The 18,766-nt window shown below is 37.9% G+C and carries 19 protein-coding genes; 7 read left to right on the forward strand and 12 right to left on the reverse strand.

The window, feature by feature from the left end; all coding sequences use genetic code 11:
• Positions 1 to 37 precede the first annotated feature (37 nt).
• Positions 38 to 430, forward strand: a complete 393-nt coding sequence (locus ACM40_RS05305) for a DoxX family protein (protein ID WP_048501811.1) — start codon at positions 38 to 40, stop codon at positions 428 to 430.
• A gap of 303 nt (positions 431 to 733) precedes the next feature.
• Here ACM40_RS05305 and ACM40_RS05315 read toward each other — a convergent pair whose 3' ends face one another.
• From ACM40_RS05315 to ACM40_RS05330, 4 genes are all read right to left on the reverse strand, one after another.
• On the reverse strand, positions 734 to 1,726 hold the full coding sequence (locus ACM40_RS05315; RefSeq protein WP_048501813.1) for an MBL fold metallo-hydrolase: 993 nt from the start codon (positions 1,724 to 1,726) through the stop codon (positions 734 to 736).
• 66 nt (positions 1,727 to 1,792) lie between these two features.
• Positions 1,793 to 2,794: an aldo/keto reductase gene (locus ACM40_RS05320; protein WP_048501814.1), complete on the reverse strand. Its 1,002-nt coding sequence runs from the start codon at positions 2,792 to 2,794 to the stop codon at positions 1,793 to 1,795.
• Between the two features lie 88 nt (positions 2,795 to 2,882).
• Positions 2,883 to 3,785, reverse strand: a complete 903-nt coding sequence (locus tag ACM40_RS05325) for a helix-turn-helix domain-containing protein (RefSeq protein WP_048501815.1) — start codon at positions 3,783 to 3,785, stop codon at positions 2,883 to 2,885.
• A gap of 109 nt (positions 3,786 to 3,894) precedes the next feature.
• The gene (locus ACM40_RS05330; protein ID WP_048501816.1) at positions 3,895 to 4,338 is read right to left on the reverse strand and encodes a hypothetical protein; all 444 of its coding nucleotides are present in this window, start codon (positions 4,336 to 4,338) and stop codon (positions 3,895 to 3,897) included.
• Between the two features lie 431 nt (positions 4,339 to 4,769).
• Between ACM40_RS05330 and ACM40_RS05335 the strand changes: the two genes are divergently transcribed.
• Positions 4,770 to 5,057 carry a GNAT family N-acetyltransferase gene (locus ACM40_RS05335; protein WP_040994411.1) on the forward strand — a complete coding sequence of 96 codons (288 nt, stop codon included), beginning with the start codon at positions 4,770 to 4,772 and terminating at the stop codon, positions 5,055 to 5,057.
• A 1-nt stretch (position 5,058) separates the two neighbouring features.
• On the opposite strand, the gene ACM40_RS05340 is transcribed toward ACM40_RS05335, so the two are convergent.
• Positions 5,059 to 6,150 carry an MBL fold metallo-hydrolase gene (locus tag ACM40_RS05340; protein ID WP_316932871.1) on the reverse strand — a complete coding sequence of 364 codons (1,092 nt, stop codon included), beginning with the start codon at positions 6,148 to 6,150 and terminating at the stop codon, positions 5,059 to 5,061.
• Between the two features lie 140 nt (positions 6,151 to 6,290).
• On the opposite strand from ACM40_RS05340, the gene ACM40_RS05345 reads away from it, so the two are divergent.
• Complete coding sequence (locus ACM40_RS05345) at positions 6,291 to 7,844, forward strand: S41 family peptidase (protein ID WP_228376143.1); 1,554 nt, start codon at positions 6,291 to 6,293, stop codon at positions 7,842 to 7,844.
• Positions 7,845 to 7,886: 42 nt separating this feature from the next.
• Here the strand turns inward: ACM40_RS05345 and ACM40_RS05350 are convergent, their stop codons facing one another.
• The 5 genes from ACM40_RS05350 to ACM40_RS05370 form a co-directional block, all read right to left on the reverse strand.
• Complete coding sequence (locus tag ACM40_RS05350; RefSeq protein WP_048501818.1) at positions 7,887 to 8,477, reverse strand: hypothetical protein; 591 nt, start codon at positions 8,475 to 8,477, stop codon at positions 7,887 to 7,889.
• 17 nt (positions 8,478 to 8,494) lie between these two features.
• A complete protein-coding gene (locus ACM40_RS05355) occupies positions 8,495 to 8,989 on the reverse strand; it encodes an RNA polymerase sigma factor (protein ID WP_048501819.1) in 495 nt (164 codons plus the stop codon).
• A gap of 506 nt (positions 8,990 to 9,495) precedes the next feature.
• Positions 9,496 to 10,311 (reverse strand): hypothetical protein, encoded by an 816-nt coding sequence (locus tag ACM40_RS05360; protein ID WP_048501820.1) that lies wholly within the window; start codon positions 10,309 to 10,311, stop codon positions 9,496 to 9,498.
• Entirely contained in the window at positions 10,302 to 10,832 is a 531-nt protein-coding gene (locus ACM40_RS05365) for an RNA polymerase sigma factor (protein ID WP_048501821.1), read from the reverse strand. Before ACM40_RS05365 ends, ACM40_RS05360 begins: the two co-directional genes overlap by 10 nt.
• A 155-nt stretch (positions 10,833 to 10,987) precedes the next feature.
• The gene (locus ACM40_RS05370; protein ID WP_048501822.1) at positions 10,988 to 12,616 is read right to left on the reverse strand and encodes an NADP-dependent glyceraldehyde-3-phosphate dehydrogenase; all 1,629 of its coding nucleotides are present in this window, start codon (positions 12,614 to 12,616) and stop codon (positions 10,988 to 10,990) included.
• A gap of 177 nt (positions 12,617 to 12,793) precedes the next feature.
• Here ACM40_RS05370 and tpx point away from each other — a divergent pair, with 177 nt between their 5' ends.
• Positions 12,794 to 13,351 carry a thiol peroxidase gene (gene tpx, locus ACM40_RS05375; protein ID WP_083996795.1) on the forward strand — a complete coding sequence of 186 codons (558 nt, stop codon included), beginning with the start codon at positions 12,794 to 12,796 and terminating at the stop codon, positions 13,349 to 13,351.
• A gap of 62 nt (positions 13,352 to 13,413) precedes the next feature.
• Here the strand turns inward: tpx and ACM40_RS05380 are convergent, their stop codons facing one another.
• Positions 13,414 to 14,139: a TonB-dependent receptor plug domain-containing protein gene (locus ACM40_RS05380; protein ID WP_048501823.1), complete on the reverse strand. Its 726-nt coding sequence runs from the start codon at positions 14,137 to 14,139 to the stop codon at positions 13,414 to 13,416.
• 104 nt (positions 14,140 to 14,243) lie between these two features.
• Between ACM40_RS05380 and ACM40_RS05385 the strand changes: the two genes are divergently transcribed.
• The 3 genes from ACM40_RS05385 to ACM40_RS05395 all read left to right on the forward strand — a co-directional run bounded on the left by ACM40_RS05385 (position 14,244) and on the right by ACM40_RS05395 (position 16,610).
• Positions 14,244 to 14,639 carry a hypothetical protein gene (locus ACM40_RS05385; RefSeq protein WP_131705332.1) on the forward strand — a complete coding sequence of 132 codons (396 nt, stop codon included), beginning with the start codon at positions 14,244 to 14,246 and terminating at the stop codon, positions 14,637 to 14,639.
• A 550-nt stretch (positions 14,640 to 15,189) separates the two neighbouring features.
• On the forward strand, positions 15,190 to 15,672 hold the full coding sequence (locus tag ACM40_RS05390; protein ID WP_048501825.1) for a hypothetical protein: 483 nt from the start codon (positions 15,190 to 15,192) through the stop codon (positions 15,670 to 15,672).
• 143 nt (positions 15,673 to 15,815) lie between these two features.
• Positions 15,816 to 16,610: a leucine-rich repeat domain-containing protein gene (locus ACM40_RS05395; RefSeq protein WP_117614856.1), complete on the forward strand. Its 795-nt coding sequence runs from the start codon at positions 15,816 to 15,818 to the stop codon at positions 16,608 to 16,610.
• Between the two features lie 125 nt (positions 16,611 to 16,735).
• On the opposite strand, the gene ACM40_RS05400 is transcribed toward ACM40_RS05395, so the two are convergent.
• A complete protein-coding gene (locus ACM40_RS05400; protein WP_048501826.1) occupies positions 16,736 to 18,721 on the reverse strand; it encodes a urocanate hydratase in 1,986 nt (661 codons plus the stop codon).
• Positions 18,722 to 18,766 lie beyond the last annotated feature (45 nt).

Consider the following 18,766-nt stretch of genomic DNA (forward strand, 5'->3'; position numbering starts at 1 on the left):
TCAACAAACAACAACAAAATTTTAAAATAATAAAACAATGAAAACAAAAACAACAAAAATCATCTACTGGTCAGGAGCAATTTTTATGTCATTATGGTTTGGAGCAAGCGGCTTTTTTGAGCTTACCAAAAATCCTGTGGTTTGGGACATCACACGACAGCTTGGTTATCCGCCTCATTTTATTTATATCCTTGGTGTATTCAAACTGTCCGGAGTCCTGGTGCTTCTCCTGCCCAACCGTTTACTAAGACTAAAAGAATGGGTATTTGCCGGAATGTTTTTCGATATAATCTTTGCTTTCTTTTCCAAAATTGCAGTGCTTGGGTCTGCAGCCACTATTGATGCGGTAGTTGCCTTCATCGTACTTTCTGTAACCTATATCATGTTCAGAAAGCTGTATTCTCCTGACCTTATTTTTGGAGAAGCGTAGCAGGAGCCGGCTTTGAGATGCTTACTTGAAGGTTAGAAATTCCGAATCTCTTACATGCCCTGCTTCCAATTCAGTAAAAATGTGACCACATTTGCAGAGAAAAATTCAGACGATCAGTTTTGATCAACTGATCATAATAAAAATTCTATTTATGTTTCCCCCAATCAGGTAATATTACTTTTTCATTTTCTACGGGTATATTCCTTTGGTTGGGGATTTCAATCAACAAATCCTCCCGGAAATGGGAGGATTTATCATTAAAACTATGTCGTAGAAAATTTAAGTTGAATCCGTTAGTGAATATTAGTTCATAAAAATCTCCGGAATCCATTCAAAAGCCGCATCCTTTTTCTTGGTAAAGCCAAGGCCCGGCCACGGAAGATGATATGCAAAAGCCTTGGTTCTGGTATCTGCCAGCTGATTAAGTAATTTCTTACGGGATTCCGCAGCAATATCCAGATCTGTATCTCCTGAAAATCCCCATTCAGGGTGTGGGAAAAGAATAATATCAGAGTGGATCAGGTCTGCAATATACATCAGCTTCTCAGTGCCTGAAGAAATCATCATGACCGTAAGGCCGGGTGTATGTCCCGGAGCCAGCTGAAAACTGAAATGTTCAAACAAAGGCTTTTTAAAATCATAAAATTTCAGCTTTGGACGGATGGTTTTCAGAATATTCTGAACAGGCGGAATGATCTGGTTAAGGAATTCCGGCTGATTCTTTAAAAAACTGTTTTTAAAATCTTTAATGGATGCCTGCAGCCAGAAATCATATTCAATTTTGGAGATATGGAAATCTGCATTGGGAAAAACCAGATTATTCTGTTTATCTACTATCCCGCCAATGTGATCGGGATGAGCATGGGAAATAAAAACATCTGTAATATCTTTTGGAGAAAATCCGGCTTTCTGTAAGCTTTTCAGGATAAATCCTGTTCTTTCATCTGCAAAGATCCCCATCCCGGCATCCAGTAAAATAAGCCTGTCTTTTGTTTTGACGAGCATTAGGTTCATCGCCATGTCTATAGAGTCGTCGGAACGGAAATTATCCCTTAAAATTGTTTTTAACAGGGAAATATCTGCTCTTGGGGCAAATGTATCGACGCTTTTCTCGTGAATGTATCCGTCCGTAAGAATGAAAAGTTCCAGCTCACCAAATTTTATCTTTTTAAATGCCGAAAGATCTTCCTCAGTATTGGGCGGAAGTATTTTGGCACCTGCAAAAACATCAGAAAAAGGGACAAAGCTTAATGCTCCGGCCATCAGTCCACTTTTTAAAAGTTCTCTTCTGTTCATAATCAAATGTGTATGTTTAAAAACACAGACTCCTGGATGTTATTCAGGAGTCTGTAGGTATATTTTTTAGTTATTCACCAATTTCATCGAGCCTTCTGTATATCTTTCGCCTACGTTAGGATATTTTTTCAAAAGTGCATCAATTGTTTCTAAATCTGACGGTGAAAGATCGATATTCACTGCTTCAATATTCTCCTGAAGATATTTGATGCGTTTAGTTCCCGGAATCGGAATAATATCTCCTCCCTGGTTCAAAACCCAGGCTAAAGCCAGCTGGGTTCCTTTTATCCCTTTGGACGCTGCAAATTCATTGATTTCTCTTGCAAGATTTTTGTTGTTTTCAAGATATTCTGCCTGATATCGCGGCAAGGTTTTTCTAAAATCCTCATCGCCGAAATTCTGTACTTCATTGATGTTGGCAAAAAGTCCTCTCGCCAGAGGAGAATAAGGAACTAATGTGATACCCAATTCCCTGATGGTAGGGAGTATTTCTTTTTCTATGTCTTTAGTAAGGATAGAATATTCTGACTGCAGTGCTGTAATCGGATGAATTTTATTTGCTTTTCTGATAGATTCTGCGGATGCCTCTGACAAACCAAGGTATTTCACTTTCCCTTCTTTAACGAGTTCTGCCATTGCGCCTACCGTTTCTTCCACCGGAACATTTGGATCTACCCTATGGGCATAATAAAGATCAATGGTATCGATTTTAAGTCTCTGAAGACTTAAATCCACTGCCTGCCTGATCCATTCCGGTGAACCGTCAAAATAAGTTCCGGGAGCTCCGCTGTGGCTTGGTTTCCCATCTTTAAACCTGAATCCGAATTTGGTAGCAATAAAGATCTTATCGCGGTTCGGAACCAGAACTTTTGAGATTAATTTCTCGTTCTCTCCGGCAGCATACATATCTGCGGTATCCCAGAAGTTTATTCCTAAATCTAATGCTTTATGCAAAGTATTGATGCTTTCCTGCTCATCTGCCGGGCCATAGGCAAAGCTCATCCCCATACATCCCAAACCTATTGCTGATAACTGCTCTCCTGTGTTTCCTAATTTTCTGAATTTCATAATTGCTGTGATTTTAAATTTGATAAGACAAAATTAGAACAAGAATCGGGTGAACAGAATATAGAATTCAAACTAAGAATTATAAAATTCAAACAACTGTTGTTCTGACTTCATTGGGAGCCAATCCGGTTTGTTTTTTAAAGAAATTGGTAAAATAGGCAGGTTCTTCAAATCCCAATCCATAGGCAATCTCGGAAATATTCCAGTCTGTATGTTTAAGCAAAGCATTGGCCTCCTGAATGATCCTGGAAGCAATCTGCTGGCTTGTCGTTTTCCCGGTCATTTCTTTAACTGCACGGTTTAAAGAATTGACATGGATAGAAAGATTCTGCGCATAGTCATTGGGTGTTTTCAGTTTGAGAAATGCTTCGGGGCTGTCAATCGGAAATTGCCTCTCCAACAGCTCCATAAACAGTGATGCTACCCGGTGAGAAGCATTCTGATAAGGCTCAAAGCTTTCTGCAGGCTGCATTTTCATGGTTTCATGAATCATAAGATGAAGGCAGGCCCGAAGCATATCGTATTTGTGCATATATTCTGTCTGAATTTCGGTCATCATTTTGGTGAAAAGACCGGAAATGATGGCTTGCTGATCTTCGTCAACAAAGAAAACGGGGGTTCCTCCTATTTTAAAAAGCTTCGAATCCATGAGGTTTCCAATACGTGTCCCATTCTGCAGAAACTGGTCTGTAAACAGACAGAACCAGCCTTTTTGATCCTCGTCATCTGCTTCCCAGGAGTAAGGAACCACAGGATTGGAAAATAAAAGTGCCGGGCGGTCTACATGAATCCATTTGTCTGCGTAATGAAGCTTTCCTTTTCCTATGATGAGCGAAATTTTATAATAGTCTCTCCTGCTGTAAGGTGATACTAATGAGCAGCTGTCGCGCGAAAAGACATTAAAATGTCCTATTCCAGACACTGCGACATCTATCTTTTCCTTAGGAGCATACCGTAAATAAAATTCTTTTATTGTTTCTTTAGATTCCATAGTACTAAGTTATAAAATTCAAACAAATAAATAGATATTTCCGATCCACAAAACAAAAACAGCCGGCAAATGCCGGCCATTTAGATTGAATATAGTTGATATTGGAGACTTAATGATGTTTCCCATGTTTCTCATGTTCCTTCTGTTCCTTTTTATATTCCTTTCTGTACTCTTTGTATTGTTTGGAATTATATTTTTTGTAATTGTTTTTATTACGGTTATAAACAGCTACCGGGTTTTGACCTTTATAGTATTTATTTTTAAACTTGGCATATTTTTCTCTTCCAAGAATTCTTTCAATCTCATAGTAACGGTCTTCCCTCCAACGGTCGGGATTGCTTACGTATACCCTGTTCCATGAATCGTAGTCACGATACCTGTCGTTTAAAGAATTCAGCTGATTGGTTTGTGTCGCAGAAAGCAAAAGATCTGCAGCTACTGTCTGCCAGTTGATATCCGCTATACTTCTTCTGTAGTCATTATAATAATCCGATTGTGCATAAGTGAGGCCAAATGTGCCTGCAAGCATTAATGCGATTAATAATTTTTTCATCTTTTAGCTTGTTTTAAAGTTAAACTGCTTTAGGATAGTCAATTAAAATGCCAAGTCCTTTTTTTACATTCCCAATGTTTGTTAAATAAAATATAACTCATTGAAAATCTGAACTAAATAATACACTTAATTTTCTTTCCCGATACGAAAATTATCTTTTCAGAATTATATAATACGATAAATTATTACTTAATTTTTATCAATAAAAATGTCTTAATTTCCATGCATTATTTCACTATATCACCTTGCTTTAAGGCTGAAAAGAGCTTAAAATTTGTTAAGTTCCGGAAAAAGCTCTGTTTTGTATTATTTTAATTTGTAATTTTAAAAGAAGAATTTCAAATCCGGACGGATTATAATGTTGCCAGATTAGTAAATACTTTACAATTGAAATGAAGCAAGTCATTTAACCCAACCAAATCTTAATTATTATGGAAAATATAAAGTTTGAAATATCACCATATCAAGATGAACTGCAGCTGTTAATTGATGGAGAAAAAGCTGGATATATGTCAATAAAGATAGACGGCAGGCTGCTGATTGTTTATTACACCAAAATCAACGAAGAACGTGAAGGCCACGGATATGCCAAAATGCTTCTGGACGAACTGGTCCGTTATTCTGAGGAGAAAGATCTTCTGGTAGACCCTGAATGTGATTTTGTGCGCCAGCAGTTTGAAAATCATCCTGCAAGATATAAAGACATCTGGCATGCCTGAGTTATTCTTCCCACCATTCCCTGAATTGATGGTGTTTGCTGTTCATATCTAAAACTTCCCCAATCATCGGGGTAAGTATATGAAGCCCTTTTTCTTTTGCTAAGCCTGTTATTTTCTGAAGCGGCTCATTCCATGGATGAAGTGCCAGTGCAAATTTTGAGGAATGTACAGGAATAATATTTTCTGCCTTAAGGTCAAGAGCGGCTTGAATTACATCTTCGGGAAGCGCATGGATATATCGCCAGGCCTCATCATATTGTCCGTTCTCCAGAACAGCATAGTCAAAAGGCCCGAATTCACGGCCTATTGCTTCGAAATGGGAATCATAGCCGCTGTCACCACCCAGAAATATCTTTTTTGTAGGAGTTTCCAAAACATATGATGTCCAAAGCGTATTGTTCTGCTTTATCTTTCTTCCTGAAAAATGTCTTGCCGGCGTAAAGGTAAGTTTCAGATTATTTTTCAAAAGAACCTGGGCTCCCCATTCTTCTTCAATTAAACTTTCCTCACGGTAGCCCCATCTTTCCAGATGAGCCCCGACACCTAAAGGTACTATTGCCATTCCTGTCCGATCTTTGATCGACTTTACAGTGGGATAATCCAGATGGTCAAAATGGTCATGGGTAATCACAAGATAATCCAGATCGGGGATATCTTCCGGCTTAAATATATCCGAGCCTTTAAAAGCTTTGTTAAAATACTTAAACGGGGAACCATATTCACTCAGTACAGGATCTACAAGAAAAGAAATGCCATCCGTCTGCAGGTAATAGGATGAATGTCCCAGCCAGATAAAAACGTCCTGATCTTTCCGGATTTTTTTTAAATCTGTATGAATAGAAGGAATAGATTTCAGGGGTTTTAGAAGGGGATGTTTTTTTCCGAGGATAAAATCATAAGTAACTTTTATGGTACTATATCCTTCTGCTACAGGCGGAGTATGGCTGATGTTTTGGAATTTCCCGTTTCTGTAAAGTTTTGATCTTCTGATACGTTCCAGTCGTCTGCCTTCAGGTTTTGTCCCGAAAGCAGGCATATTCATCACTATAAGGTAAACCGCTATCAGAATTCCGGTTAGTAAAATCAAATACATCATCTGCAAAAGAGGCAAAGGTATTTACTTTTGGTTTAACCTAAAAATTGAAGTATTTTTTTAACTTAATTTATAAAGGTTTTTGAATAATTTATTATTTATTTGAGTCAGAATTATGTTAACTTTTTTAACTTAGCCGATTGAAAAAAATTCAAAACACGTTGAAAAATTATTCGATCATACTGCTGGCTGCAGCACTTTCTTCATGCTCATCTGTCAGAAGACATAATGAGCGGAGTACTGCATGCATTGGTACTGAAGAACTTAAAGAAGATATAGATTACGCCTATCTAAAGCTTCAGAAAATGCATCCGCAGCTTTATTGGTATATCTCTAAAAAAGACCTTGACTATAAATTTGACAGTCTTAAACAAACCATCGACCAACCGCTAACCCCGCTCCAGTTTTATTTTAAACTCCAGCCTGTAGTTGCAGACATCCGTGAGGGACATCTTGCATTGAGAATCCCCAGAAAAAAATTTTCCAAGAAGGAAATCAAATCTTTGGAACACAAAAAGGGAATGTTCAGCCGTTTCGAATATTATATAAAAGACAATCATCTGTTTATCGTTCAAAACAAAGATTCTATAAATGATATAAAACCTGGGACTGAAGTAGTATCAATCAACCATATTCCTGTATCCGAATATATAAAGAAATACCGCGCCCTGATCAGCAGTGACGGGTATAATAACACCTTTCAGCCTTATTTTTTAAAGGATGTTTTTTTTAACTTTTATACGGCAGAAAATGGTTTTGCAGACAAAGCCTATCTGGAAACTCTTTACAACGGCAAAAAACAAGTATATATTCTCCACCGGGAATCTAAATCCAAAACTGACCTGGAAAAAGATAAAGAACAGGAAAAACGAACTCCGGAAAAGAAAGTCAATGATTATGTAGCCTTTACTGATTCTTATAACCGAAATTTTAAATTTCTGGATAAAGACAGTACCACAGCTTATTTAAAGATCCAAAGCTTTTCAAGCGATTATTCGGACCGGTTTTATAAAGAAACATTCGAAAAAATAAAAAACGCAGGTTCCAGTTATTTAATTATAGATGTCCGCAACAATTATGGCGGATCTCTACACGAGATCAATAACCTGTACTCTTATCTTGCCCCGGAACCTTATATACTGATAAAGCCTTCACAGCTTACCTCAAGGATTACTCCGCTTAAAACCAACTATTTCAGGAAAAGCTCTCCTTTTCAGTATGCTTTTAAAAGCCTTGCCTATCCCACGTATGTATTTGCACAAACTTTCAGCACTTATAAAAAGGACGGAAAAGTATACTACAAAATGAAAGCAGCCAAACCTACAAAACCTAAAAAGGATGCTTTCCAGGGTAAAGTATTTGTACTGATCAACGGTGGAAGCTTTTCTGCCTCCTCAATTATCACCGCAAAACTGAAATATGACAAAAGAGCGATTCTGGTAGGCGAAGAAACGGGAGGCGCCAATGACGGAACTGTAGCCGGGTTTTATTCTTACCAGAAACTTCCTCACTCAAGGATCAATTTCCCGATAGGACTATTGCTGGTACAACCCAACATTGATTTTCAAAATACAAAAAGAGGTGTTTCTCCGGATGTCACCATTAAAGAAAGTATGCAGGACATTATTAATAAAAAGGATCCGCAACTGGAATGGGTGAAACAAGAAATCGCCAGGGAAAAACAAAACAGATAGTTTATATAGTTTCGGCGGGCTTTCAGCCCGCCGAAACCTTTTTCACCTTTTTAGCTCTTTTAAAAGCTCTTCAATATGCACAATATATCTTCCGTAATAACGGTAAAACCAGAATTTCCCGGATATAAAGAGTGCAAAAAGCCCAATGATGACCGAGCTTATCAGAATCACGGCAATTTTCATTTCGCTCATTGGCTGTGGCCACGGTATGAATTCTATTACAATGATCATTTCGCAGACAATAAAAGGTACAAAACTCAGATAATAGGATAAGTAATACTGTTTGTTAAGATTGACCTGCATAACCAGATCCTTTAAAGAATCATAGGTTTTTAGCATAGGATTGCTGATATCGTTGTAAAGCCTGAAAAACTTACTGAAAAAGAAGATCGTAACAACAAGCATTGATGCTACAAGAACAGTGATGTAGAACTGAAGCTTAAAGGGTCTGCAGAAAGCACATACTATAAATGAGAAAATAAAAACTCCAATCACAAACCAAAATTCCATACGCATATTTTTACGTATCTTTTCCAGCGGAAGGTTGATCTTATTTCTCTGTTCAATACTTATTTCGGGGGTTTTCTGGAAAACATCCTCATTCCATACATTTTTTAATTCATCTATATTCATTGGTACTGATTTAAAAATTATGATTTGTTTAAAATATCTTTCAGTTTATTTTTAGCGCGGTTCATTCTTACCCTTGCATTGCCTTCGGAAATTCCCATCTGCTCTGCAATTTCTTTTCCCGAAAAATCTTCCAGATAATAAAAAATAAAAGCTTTATCGATGGAATTTAACTGCCGGATTGCCTCATACATCTGAGCCAGTTTCTCTTCCTTCCCATAATCATAATCGTCCTGCATAATTTTATATCCTGAGAAATCCTCATTAGAAATAAAGCTTCTTTTTTTCTCTGATTTCAGAAAAATAATAGCGGTATTGAGTGCAATTCTGTACAGCCAGGTAGAAAATTCACTCTGCCCCCTGAAATGGGGATATGCTTTCCAGAGCTGGTAAGTGATTTCCTGAAAAAGATCATCGCGGTCGTCTTTTTCGGACATATACATTTTAGAAATCTTGAAAATGATTCCTTTATGTTTCTCAATTTTGTCTAAAAATTCCTGCTCTGGTAAGTTCATGGTTTCGGGCTCTATAGAGTTAGTTTTAAATGTAAAAAATTGTTACAGATATTTTTATAAAATAAAACTTCTGCCGGACTCCTGATTTTTATTTAAAATTTGATCGACTACAGATGCATTAAAAAACCCAACAGAAATTTCCTGTCGGGTTGGTTGTGTGTTTTTTTAAGCTCTACTCCACATCTGTCTATGAAACAGACTTTTTGTAACGAAATAATTTCTAATTAATAATTACTTACGAAGTATTTTTACTAAAATTGAACAGTCAGTTTAGATTGGCAATCACAAAATAGGAGCCAACATTTTTCTGCTTATAATAGTTAGTAGGATAAAAATGAAAATGTTACACTTTTTTAAGAAAAAATTACATTAAAAAATAAATTTTGATTCTCTTATTTTATTCAGGGCTCATAAAAATCTATTATTCAAGGCATTTACTGCAACAATCTATAGATAATAAAAAACCTGACAATTGCTTGCCAGGTTCTGGTTTATGTTTTTAGTCTTTAATTCAGATCATTTAAAGCTTTTTGAAGAGAATAAATATCAATAAAGTGCAGTTTCACACCAATGACTATGAAAAGGACAAGGACAATTGTTAAAAATGTAATAATAAAGATATATACCGAAACAAACCACAGGACGGTGTTCAGAATATTCCCCTTAAGCCCGAACTTTTTGATAAAAAATTTCTGGGAACGTTCAAACCATGAATTTCCCCGTATTTTCTTGGGTCCTAATTCTACTCCATTCAGTTCATCCACCAGACGTACCACATCTTCTATGTACCTGCCGTACATATAATATATCCAATATTTTATAATAAACCACACCAGCATCAGCGTAATCAAGAAACTCACCCCGAAAATAGCGAGGTTATATTTTATCTCAAAATGGAAATTGATCTGGATAAGGGATAGCAGAAAAGCAAGAGGAATATAAGAGATATAGTAGGAAATATAGATTTCTTTTGATATTAAAAGCTGCGTTTTCAGGTTAAACAGATCATAATTGGTATTAATCCCGCTTTTGCATAATATTTTGTAAAGTTTGAGAAAACGGGAATAGAAGTAGATGATAAAAGCCAGTGTCAGAGCAACTACAAAACCTGATATAATAATGATATTTGTATCCCTCGCAGCAAAGGGAAATCCTATAAGAAGCATAGGCAGGGTGACGAGCATCAGCCAGAATTCCGTTTGCATATTGAGCTTCAGCATCTGCATGGGAGAATGAATTTCCCCTTGCTTTTCCAAAGAAATCTCAGGCAGATCCTGCCTGTTATCCTTATCCCAAAGTTCTTTAAAATTTTCTAACTCCATTTGTTTTGTTTTAAATCCGATTTGTTCTTTTGCTTTTCGATAATTTCCTTCAGTTTTGCTTTAGCCCTGTTCAGTTTTACGCGCGCATTTACTTCAGTTATACCCAACTGGCTGGCTATTTCTTTACCTGAAAAATCTTCCAAAAAGAAAAAAATCAGTGCTTTGTCTATAGGGCTGAGCTGATGGATAGCTTCATACATTAACTTCATATTTCTGTCATCCGCATCATTATAGGACTCCTGCGGAACAACAAGATTCTCTATGCCCTGATTTTGTATAAAACTACGTTTTTTTTCGCTACGGAGAAATACGATGGCTGTATTAAGTGCAGTTCTGTAGAGCCATGTTGAGAAGTCGCTTCTTCTTTGGAAATCGCCGTATGATTTCCAGGCCTGATAAATGATCTCCTGATAGAGATCATTCTGATCATCCCGATCGTCCATATACATTTTAGAGATCTTGAAGATAACACCTTTATGCTTCTCTATTTTCTCTAAAAATTCCTTTTCCATTAAAGACATTCTACAAACTCTATTCGTAAAGAAACATTATTAATAAAATACCACTTTTTTGATATAAAAACTAAAAACTTCACGGCTGAAAATACAAAATCCTCAAAAAATAAAGAAATTTATTGAGGATTATTATTTTATGTTAAATAGAGTTTAAAAAAGGCCTAGAAAATATAATCTGTACTTAAGAAATTAGAGTCATGTTCCCGGACGATTGTATTTAATAATTTCTTATTGGCATCCGTCAGTTTCGCGGCTACCAAAGACCTGATCGAGAATGAGCGAAGCGCATCAAATACAGAAAGAGTACCCTCTGCACTGTCTTTTCTGCCGGTAAAAGGAAATACATCCGGACCCCGCTGTGCCTGACAATTGATGTTCACACGGCTCACAAGATTCACAAACGGATCAATCAGCCTGGAAACTTCCTGCGGATCTTCACTGAAAATACTTACCTGCATCCCATGTGAAGCATTTACCTGATAATCAATAGGCTCCTCAATATCTTCAAACGGAACTACCGGAATTACCGGCCCGAACTGCTCTTCATGATACAGTTTCATGTCGCTGTTTACAGGATAAACCACTGCAGGAAATACAAAAGACTCTTCCGTGAATCCTCCGTTTTCATTTAATACTTTCGCTCCTTTGGCTAAAGCATCCTCAATGCATTCCTTCAGGTAAGGCGGCTTATTTACTTCCGGAAGCGGGGTCACTTTTACATCTTTTTCCCACGGCAGACCCGCTTTCATTGCTGAAACGGCTGCGCTTAGTTTTTCAGTAAACTCTTCTGCAATCTCTTTTTGAACGAAGATAAGCTTCAGTGCCGTACATCGTTGCCCGTTAAAGAATAAAGCTCCCAGAATACATTCACTTACCGCAACATTCAGGTCGGCATTTTTTGTTACAATTGCAGCATTCTTGGCATCAAGACTGAGGATGGCACGTAAACGGTTTACTTTAGGGTGCAGTTTCTTCAACCCATTGGCCACTTTGCTGGACCCGATAAAGGCCAGAACATTCACTTTTCCGCTTTCCATAATCGGAGTGATGATTTCTGAACCTTTTCCATAAAGGGTATTTACAGTTCCTTTCGGGAAGGCTTCTTTAAAGCCATTCAGTAGCGGATAATGAGCCAGAACGCCATGTTTTGGGAGTTTGAACAAAATGGTATTTCCCATAATCAGGGCGGGAATAAGCGTAGTGAAGATTTCATTTAAAGGATAATTAAATGGCCCCATACTCAGAACAACGCCCAGCGGAGCCCTCCTGATCTGTGCAATGGTCCCTTCCGCCTGCTGGAAACGGGAAGATTCCCTGTCGAGGTCCTTTAGGGCATCAATTGTCTGATTGATGTAATCTACAGTTCTATCGAATTCTTTGGTAGAATCTGCCAGGGTTTTCCCAATCTCCCACATCAGCAGTTTAATCACAAGATCGCGCTGCTCAATCATCAGATAAACAAACTTCTGCATACACTGAATGCGCCCTTCTACAGACATTGTTGGCCATTCTCCAAGGCCGTTATCATAAGCTTTCACACAAGCTTCAAGAACATCCATTGCTTCCTTCGGGCCTATATTGGGAATACTCCCCAGAAGTTTTCTTTCCAGACCATTTTCTGTAGGGATACAAACGGGCGAATAGATATTCTGAACCTCCCCTTTCCATTCTACAAGCTCACCATTCAGAAGATAAACATTCTGATGGATTTCGGGAACTTTATATTCTTCGGGAATTTCGTTTTCGCTTTTAAAAATATTCTGAAATAACGCTTTGTTGACTGAATCCATAAATTTTTATTTTTTGATAATTTGAATGTAAATTTTACCTTTTACAGAATAAAGGTAGAGGTTACAGCCGGTAAAAAAAATAGCTAACTGATAGATTTGTTCTATTTAATGGCTGTTTGAATTAAAATTAACAAACCGCTTCTAAAAAAAGAATAATTTTGTTTAAAAATAAAATTCATGGTATCAAGATTAATTTTCAGTGCTGTATTCCTTTTCTCAGTATTCAGTTTCGCCCAGAATACTGTTCTGATGGGAGGAAAGCCTGTGCACACGCATTCCAAATTACCTGCAGTGAATAAACCTGCACCCAAGTTTACCCTTACGGACGTCACGATGAAAGACCAGACTCTGGATTCTTACAAAGGGAAATACGTTATCCTTAATATTTTCCCAAGTGTAGATACAGGGGTTTGTTCGGCATCTGTGCACCATTTCAATGAAGATGCGGGTAATATTCCGAATACAGTGGTTCTTTGTATTTCCAAAGATCTTCCTTTTGCCCAGAAAAGGTTCTGCGGTGCGGAAGGAATCAAGAATGTGGTGATGCTTTCGGATTTCCGTTCAGATTTCGGGAAGACGTATGGTGTGGAAATTACAGATTCTGTAATGAAAGGACTTTTGAGCAGAGCTGTTGTGGTGATTGATCCTTCAGGAAAAATCATTTATGAAGAGCAGGTTGCAGATATTTCGCACGAACCGAATTATGAAGCAGCCATTGCAGCAGTGAAAAAGTAGGCTTTTGGTTTATATCAATTTAATATTCGGGTTCGGCGATCTTCGATCGCCGAACCCGAATATTATTTCTTCACTTTCCATTTCCTTTTCGCAGTCACTATGATCACTCCGTTTTGAGCTTTAGAGCCATACATTGATGTGGCAGCGGCATCTTTCAGAATCCTCATGGTTTTTATGGCATTGGGATCTGCTTCCTGCAAATCTTTTAAACTGATTATTTTCCCGTTCATGACTACCAAAGGTTTCTGATCTTCCCTCAAACTGGAGTTTGCTCCTCCGATTCTTATCGGCTGATTATATGCTGGCATTGGGTTAGTTACTACTCCCTGAAGTTTTGGAAACATTTCTTCCGACTTATTTTCTTTGGCATTCGCTAGGAGGTTTTGTTGTACCACAACAGGCGCTCCCGCCACTATCTGCTGCTGTTTTTGCTTTGGTTTCACCGCGTAAAGCACGACTTCTAATTGTTCTGCTTTTAAAGTATCGTGGGCCACATTTTGTTGCGCGTTTACAGCAACAAATCCGCTGGTAGTAAGAATAAAACCTACTGCAAACTTCACAAGAACTGAATTGAGGGACGAATACTGCAGGTTCCTGTTCAGCTGAGATTCATAAAAGTTTCCGCAGATATCTTCTGACGAACGGGAAAAGACATTGATAATTTCCTCGTCGGAAGCTACTGTAAAATCTCTCACTGTTTTGGAACAAACAGAACAGAATCTTCCTTTTTCTTCCGGGGTCATGATTTCCCAGTTTTCGTGACATGGTTGGGGTATGGTAATTTTCATAAGGATCTTTTATAATAAAGATGCTTTGTTTTGAATAAAGGTTGGAAGCTTTTTAATTACAGTCTCTTTTTTTATATTTGATAGACGGATTAACACCAATGATAATGACAAAAAAATTTGAAGATATTGATTTGAAAATTGAGAAACTGGTTTTTCTTCTCAACGCAGAAGAAGGCAATCCGGGAATATACGAACTAACATGGGAGTTAGGTAGTTTCGATCTGGCCATTGAAGACAAGTATAAGATTGCCAGAATTATCTTAACTGAAATTTTACAAGAAGATCTGGTAATTCTAGAAAAATACAAAGATTTGACATTGAATGAGAGAGTTGAAATAATCAACAAGAAAGAAATAGATAACCTACTCAATAACCCTGTTTCTTGGTATCCATGCAATGAAATACTATCAATAAGTTTGACGGATAAAGGCATCGAATATTTAAATATAGAAATGCCAAAATATAGAGACAGAATTAGTGAGCGACTTGATAATAGATAGAATTTCATGCTGGCGGCATGCACAAGATTCTAATCCATTGTTTTTAACGCAAAGTTTCAATTTCTAAACTGTAGATTTTAAGGTTGCAAAGAAGGAATCAATCTACGATTGATTGATGAAGCGCACGTTTGTCTCCACACCTTCATCAGTGGCGAAGCCTCCCTTTGCATCCCTTAAAATAATAAGCTGCCATTATAAAAACTTTGCGTTAAAAAAACACCATCTCATTCCCACCGTCTACCATGAAACAAAAAAACAGCATTATCCAAGGCTAATAAAAAGCCCCACCCCTATTTTTTTTGTTACCCCCGAAATAAATCTCCGAAGCTCTGCATAAGTTTCCCACAACTTGCAGAAGACTTCCGCAGATCTCCGGAAGTCATAAACAATATTGTTTGTAACCATCGGAGAAGTCGGAGGTTTGTTTTGATAGTGTTTTAGAGTTCCGGAGGGGTTGGGAGGTTGTAAACAGGATGTTTGGAGATTATGGTTTCCCGTAAGTGTGAGTAATTTTATTTTTTTATATTTGATTTGATAAAATATTATATATATGGGAAAATTTTTAGGAATTGATGGAAAATACCATGAAGAAGGAAGTTTTTTAGGAGTTGATGGCAAATATCATCCTGCAGGTTCATTTCTTGGAAGTGATGGTAAATATCATTCCGGAAAATCGACAATAGGGGTTGACGGAAAATATCATGGAAAAGGAAGTTTTTTAGGAGTTGATGGAAAATACCATCCTGCAGGTTCATTTCTTGGAAGTGATGGTAAATATCATCCTCAAGGAGCATTTTTAGGTGCAGATGGAAAATATCATCCACAAGGATGTTTTTTGGGTGCAGATGGGAAATATCATTATGAAGGGTCATTTTTAGGAAGTGATGGACGTTATCATCTACCCGAAAGTTTTCTTGGAAGCGACGGAAAGTATCATCCAAAGGGAAGTTTTCTAGGAGTTAATGGCAGATATGAAGAGCCTATAGGGTTAGCAAAAAAAGAAAAAGAAAATCAAGGAAATGTCATATGTTAATTGATTTAATTATTAAATAATTCATCAATAAAACTCTTTAAAACCTGTCTCGCGGCAGGTTTTCTCATATTCATAAAATACAGATCAATTTTTTTATATTTGATTGACAATTCTGACAGGATCACAAAAAACATATAACTGATATGAATGATAGAATAAAGAAAATTGAAAATAATGTACAGGATAAAAATTCTGTTGCATGGAAAAAAATCTGTGATTACATTGATCAGGTTGCCGAAGATGGAAGAGAAGAATTTTCTCCAGCAGAAGAACTTGGATATGAGCTATTTTCTCAAATTCATACTCTTCCGGAAACGATTTCAAAACTAAAGAAAGTAAAAAAGGTATGGCTGTATGGGAGTCAACTTAAACGCATTCCTCCTGAAATAGGACAAATGGAATCGCTGGAATACTTTGATCCTTATACTTCTTATAGCTTACATTGGTTTCCTTATGAAATTACTAAATGTAAAAATTTAAAAGACAGCCGTGTGAGTACAAGAGCGATTTACGGCAATTTTAAAAACAGGATGGGTTTTCCTGATTTAGCAAACAATCCCATTCGTTACTCAGGCGAAACAATAAAATGCAGCGTTTGCAATAAAATGATGAGCTATGAACAGACAAACCAATTGTGGATTTCACTTCCGGTTGGTACGGATGTATTACCATTATTAGTGAATGTGTGCTCTGAAAAATGTAAAGATACATTACCCAAACCGCCGAAAAATTATATTAATCATGCACATAAAGGAGGTTCAACATTAAAACAACCATCTGATGAAGATGAAAAGTTTGAGTTACAAATGAAAAACTATGAAAATAAGCATACTAATTCTACAACTCCGCATGAAAAACAAATCCTGACAAAAGAAACGGATCCCGATAGTGAACCGCCAAAACTAATAAAATTCATCAGAAAATTATGGGACAGATAAGCCATGATGATAAGATTTTGCAGATTAAGTGAGCAAACACAAAAAATATAAAGCATGGATTATAAATCTGTATCATAAAAAGACAAAACCTGCCTCACGGCAGGTTTTTCTATATCTAAAAAATTTTAAAATAAACTCTCATCCACAAAATTCGGAAGCGTTACTTTCAGATTGGGTTCTACTTCCATAGCTCTTTTAATGGCAAAAACAGCGCCCTCGTTTCTGGCCCAGCTCCTTCTGGAGATTCCGTTGTTTACGTCCCAGAAAAGCATAGATTTCAGTCTTCTGTCTGCTTCTGAGCTACCATCAAGCAGCATCCCGAAACCACCGTTAATGACTTCGCCCCAGCCTACTCCGCCACCGTTATGGATAGATACCCATGTAGCCCCGCGGAAGCTGTCGCCAATCACATTGTGGATCGCCATATCTGCGGTAAATCTTGAACCGTCATAGATATTGGAAGTCTCCCTGTAAGGCGAATCCGTCCCGGAAACATCATGATGGTCCCTTCCGAGAACTACAGGCCCAATCTCTCCGTTCTTTATAGCATTGTTGAATGCTTCGGCAATTTTCATTCTTCCCTCTGCATCCGCATACAGGATTCTCGCCTGCGAACCTACGACAAGTTTGTTTTCCTGAGCTCCTTTGATCCACTGGATATTGTCTTTCATCTGCTGCTGGATCTCTTCCGGAGAGTTTTTCACCATCTCCTCCAAAACAGCACATGCAATATCATCCGTTTTCTGCAGGTCTTCCGGATTTCCGCTGGTACATACCCAACGGAACGGCCCGAAACCGTAATCGAAGCACATAGGCCCCATAATATCCTGAACATAGCTCGGGTATTTGAACTCTCTTCCAAGGCTTGGATTTTCTGCCATTACATCTGCTCCCGCTCTTGAAGCTTCCAGCAAAAAGGCGTTTCCGTAATCGAAGAAATATGTTCCTTTCTGCGTATGCTTATTGATGGCCGCTGCGTGTCTTCTCAACGTTTCCTGAACTTTTTCTTTGAATAATTCAGGTTCCTCAGCCATCATCCTGTTGGATTCCTCGAAAGTTTGTCCAACCGGATAGTATCCTCCCGCCCATGGATTATGAAGGGATGTCTGGTCCGATCCTATATCGATCTTTAAATTCTTTTCGTCAAATTTTTCCCAAACCTCAACAATATTTCCAAGGTAAGCCAGAGAAACGGTTTCTTTATTTTCTTGGGCAGTTTTTACCCTTTCTACCAATTCATCAAGGTTTTCATGAATTTCATTTACCCATTTCTGCTCGTGGCGGATCTTCGTGATCTTAGGATTCACTTCTGCACAAACAGTAACGCAACCTGCTATATTTCCTGCTTTTGGTTGTGCACCGCTCATTCCGCCCAATCCGGAAGTCACAAAAAGACCTCCCTTTGGTTCCTTTTTTATTTTCCTGAAAGCATTGAGAACCGTGATCGTTGTCCCGTGAACAATTCCCTGAGGGCCAATATACATATAACTTCCCGCTGTCATCTGCCCATACTGGGTAACACCCAAAGCATTGAATTTCTCCCAGTCATCCGGCTTGGAATAATTGGGAATCATCATTCCGTTCGTTACCACCACTCTCGGCGCATCTTTATGCGAAGGGAAAAGCCCCATCGGATGTCCGGAATACATGGTAAGGGTTTGTTCATCCGTCATTTCAGACAGGTACTTCATCGTGAGTAGATACTGAGCCCAGTTTGAAAACACAGCCCCATTCCCTCCATACGTAATAAGCTCATGAGGATGCTGTGCCACAGCATAATCCAGGTTATTCTGGATCATCAGCATAATGGCTTTAGCCTGTTCGGATTTTCCCGGATACTCAGAAATTGGCCTGGCCTTCATCTCGTAATCCGGACGGAAACGGTACATATAAATCCTACCGTATTTCTCCAGCTCTTCCTTGAATTCAGGCAATAATTCTGCATGAAACTTAGGATCGAAATAACGCAAAGCATTTTTCAGAGCAAGCTTTTTCTCTTCCTCTCCTAAAATTTCTTTGCGCTTCGGCGCATGGTTGATATTGGTTTCGTAAGGTTTAGGCTGCGGCAGCTGATCAGGAATCCCCTGCTGTATCTGTTCTTGAAATGTCATATTGCTATTGAGTTCAATGTTTAGAGTAAATGTTTGAAGTTTTAA

The sequence above is a fragment of the Chryseobacterium sp. BLS98 genome (assembly GCF_001045445.1).
In the GTDB taxonomy this organism is placed as follows: Bacteria; Bacteroidota; Bacteroidia; order Flavobacteriales; family Weeksellaceae; genus Chryseobacterium.

What these genes read in the sequence shown, in the direction of transcription:
- ACM40_RS05305 (WP_048501811.1), top strand. Translation starts at nt 38, where the DNA reads ATGAAAACAAAAACAACAAAAATCATCTACTGGTCAGGAGCAATTTTT.
- ACM40_RS05315 (WP_048501813.1), bottom strand. Translation starts at nt 1,726, where the DNA reads ATGAACAGAAGAGAACTTTTAAAAAGTGGACTGATGGCCGGAGCATTA.
- ACM40_RS05320 (WP_048501814.1), bottom strand. Translation starts at nt 2,794, where the DNA reads ATGAAATTCAGAAAATTAGGAAACACAGGAGAGCAGTTATCAGCAATA.
- ACM40_RS05325 (WP_048501815.1), bottom strand. Translation starts at nt 3,785, where the DNA reads ATGGAATCTAAAGAAACAATAAAAGAATTTTATTTACGGTATGCTCCT.
- ACM40_RS05330 (WP_048501816.1), bottom strand. Translation starts at nt 4,338, where the DNA reads ATGAAAAAATTATTAATCGCATTAATGCTTGCAGGCACATTTGGCCTC.
- ACM40_RS05335 (WP_040994411.1), top strand. Translation starts at nt 4,770, where the DNA reads ATGGAAAATATAAAGTTTGAAATATCACCATATCAAGATGAACTGCAG.
- ACM40_RS05340 (WP_316932871.1), bottom strand. Translation starts at nt 6,150, where the DNA reads ATGTATTTGATTTTACTAACCGGAATTCTGATAGCGGTTTACCTTATA.
- ACM40_RS05350 (WP_048501818.1), bottom strand. Translation starts at nt 8,477, where the DNA reads ATGAATATAGATGAATTAAAAAATGTATGGAATGAGGATGTTTTCCAG.
- ACM40_RS05355 (WP_048501819.1), bottom strand. Translation starts at nt 8,989, where the DNA reads ATGAACTTACCAGAGCAGGAATTTTTAGACAAAATTGAGAAACATAAA.
- ACM40_RS05360 (WP_048501820.1), bottom strand. Translation starts at nt 10,311, where the DNA reads ATGGAGTTAGAAAATTTTAAAGAACTTTGGGATAAGGATAACAGGCAG.
- ACM40_RS05365 (WP_048501821.1), bottom strand. Translation starts at nt 10,832, where the DNA reads ATGTCTTTAATGGAAAAGGAATTTTTAGAGAAAATAGAGAAGCATAAA.
- ACM40_RS05370 (WP_048501822.1), bottom strand. Translation starts at nt 12,616, where the DNA reads ATGGATTCAGTCAACAAAGCGTTATTTCAGAATATTTTTAAAAGCGAA.
- tpx (WP_083996795.1), top strand. Translation starts at nt 12,794, where the DNA reads ATGGTATCAAGATTAATTTTCAGTGCTGTATTCCTTTTCTCAGTATTC.
- ACM40_RS05380 (WP_048501823.1), bottom strand. Translation starts at nt 14,139, where the DNA reads ATGAAAATTACCATACCCCAACCATGTCACGAAAACTGGGAAATCATG.
- ACM40_RS05385 (WP_131705332.1), top strand. Translation starts at nt 14,244, where the DNA reads ATGACAAAAAAATTTGAAGATATTGATTTGAAAATTGAGAAACTGGTT.
- ACM40_RS05390 (WP_048501825.1), top strand. Translation starts at nt 15,190, where the DNA reads ATGGGAAAATTTTTAGGAATTGATGGAAAATACCATGAAGAAGGAAGT.
- ACM40_RS05395 (WP_117614856.1), top strand. Translation starts at nt 15,816, where the DNA reads ATGAATGATAGAATAAAGAAAATTGAAAATAATGTACAGGATAAAAAT.
- ACM40_RS05400 (WP_048501826.1), bottom strand. Translation starts at nt 18,721, where the DNA reads ATGACATTTCAAGAACAGATACAGCAGGGGATTCCTGATCAGCTGCCG.